The 944-nt window shown below is 63.3% G+C and carries 1 protein-coding gene and 1 pseudogene; both read left to right on the plus strand.

What is annotated here, in order from left to right:
- The first annotated feature begins 2 nt into the window (after positions 1-2).
- On the plus strand, positions 3-242 hold the full coding sequence (locus EOA86_RS36295) for a hypothetical protein (protein ID WP_128345810.1): 240 nt from the start codon (positions 3-5) through the stop codon (positions 240-242).
- Between the two features lie 130 nt (positions 243-372).
- Positions 373-944 (plus strand): annotated as a pseudogene (locus EOA86_RS36300) (UDP-N-acetylglucosamine 1-carboxyvinyltransferase); the annotation flags it as partial.

The following is a 944-nucleotide window of genomic DNA, read 5'->3' on the forward strand; positions in this document are numbered from 1 at the left end:
CAATCCCACCTGACAAGGGCGGTCCGTCGAAAAAGGACAGCCAACCGAAAAAGGCCGACCGCAAGAGCCGGCTCGCCGAGCAACTGCGCGCCAATCTGCAGAAGCGCAAGGCGCAGTCGCGCTCGCGGCGCACCGGCCACGCCGACAAGCGGCGCACCGGCGAGGCGGACCAGCGGCGCACCGGCGAGGCGGACCAGCGGCCGGAAGGGCTCGGCACCTTAAGGAAAACGAAAACGGATTGACCTATATCAACAGGCCGGGTCCAGGGTGCGGGAATCCTGTTTCTTGAACCAAGCCGGCCAATGGTCTAGACCGGCCACAACAGACTCAACCGATTGAAAACCGGCCTTTCGGCCGAGGGGACGCTCTTCCATGGATCGCATCAGAATTGTCGGCGGCAACAAGCTTGCCGGAAGCATCCCGATCTCGGGCGCGAAGAACGCCGCGCTGCCGCTGATGATCGCCTCGCTTTTGACCGACGACACGCTGACCCTGGAAAACGTGCCGCATCTGGCCGATGTCGAGCAGCTTATCCGCATCCTCGGCAATCATGGCGTCGACTATTCGGTCAATGGCCGCCGCGAAAAACAGCAGGAGGGCTATTCGCGCACCATCAATCTCTCTGCCCGCAACATCGTCGACACCACCGCACCTTACGAGCTGGTGTCGAAGATGCGCGCCTCCTTCTGGGTGATCGGCCCGCTGCTTGCCCGCATGGGCGAGGCCAAGGTGTCGCTGCCTGGCGGCTGCGCCATCGGCACGCGCCCGGTCGATCTTTTCCTGGAAGGCCTTCAGGTGCTCGGCGCCGATATCGACGTCGACACCGGTTATGTCATCGCCAAGACCAGGAACGGCCGTCTTGTCGGCAACCGCTACGTCTTCCCGAAAGTATCGGTCGGCGCCACCCATGTGCTTGTCATGGCGGCGTCGCTGGCCAATGGCGG

This window comes from Mesorhizobium sp. M5C.F.Ca.IN.020.32.2.1 (genome assembly GCF_004023105.1).
GTDB classification, from domain to species: Bacteria; Pseudomonadota; Alphaproteobacteria; order Rhizobiales; family Rhizobiaceae; genus Mesorhizobium; species Mesorhizobium wenxiniae.